We start from the raw sequence: 1,062 nt of genomic DNA, 5'->3' as shown, positions 1-1,062 counted from the left end.
AAAATTCTGAGGTTTGCGGCTACCTCCCCTGCAACGAAGCCGCATTTATTAAAGTCCTAAAATAATCTTAGCAGCAGTATCATAACAATCTTCTTCTTCCTCTTCCTCCTCTTTTTCTTGATCAGCTAAATAATATTGTTGAGGAAGGGTTAGAGCATCTAATAGAGGAGGGAGTGTTGGCATAGAAGGTCTAATTTCTTCTTGTCTCGGTTCTTCAGCTAAACGAAGAGAACCGCTTTGAATGGAAGGTGGAAAGAAGCTATAATGATGAGGTTGAGTAAAGAAGTATGACGCTTGCAATTCTCTAGTTGTCTCTGTTAAGAACTCTAACCGTTCATGTACAGCTTTTGTTTCTGGGACCAGTTCTAAGTGTTCTTGCTCCTCTTTATTTTCCTGGTCTGGTATCGATAGTACTTCTTTTTCCTGCTGAAAACTCATTGACTCAATAGGTGCTGGCATAGAGGCATCATCTATTCCCAATGTGTTGCTAGAACATGGCAATGCGCTACCTTTATCGATATCACCTAGACTATCAACAGTCAGCTCTTCTAGGATTCGTTGATTCAACATTTTATTTCTTAAGCGGTACTTCCTCATGCTAAGCGTTTTTTGAGTAAACACCTGGGTTTCAGTGCCATCTTGATTTTTAACAAAATATTTTTTAGTGGGCCCACGGCCTTCTTCGCGAATCGAGGCTCCTGAACTTACTTCACTGCCATTTTGAAATTTGAGCTTCTTAGAAGGATTAACTTTTGCTTTCTTTGTTTTTGGTAAGACCGTATTGGGTTCGCAGGGGCCATGTTTTCTTTTCTGGCTGGATGACTTTTGTGCAAACTGTGCTAAAGATTGTTGCCATTGTTTTTCTGAGTGCTTAAATCCTGCGCACGTTTTTGCATTGGATCCCTTTAAAATCGTTAATATCTTTTGACGTAGCGCGATGTCTAAGGGTTTGTAGTTATTAAAAATAGGAAACTGCCCAATAGCGCGTAACGCTTCAATTTTACTAGAGCTGTTGGCTCTGTCAGCAAGGTCTACTAACTCAGATACCGTAAATCCATATTC

Annotated in this window: 1 protein-coding gene; it reads right to left on the bottom strand. The window is 40.1% G+C overall.

The window, feature by feature from the left end:
* Positions 1–48 precede the first annotated feature (48 nt).
* Positions 49–1,062 (bottom strand): hypothetical protein (locus tag ACWTEW_RS32270; protein ID WP_454783631.1); only part of this gene is annotated, 1,014 nt, incomplete at its 5' end.

Source organism: Legionella stuttgartensis (assembly GCF_977063405.2).
Note: the sequence above shows the minus strand (reverse complement) of the source record. Positions and strands in the feature narration are given on the sequence as shown.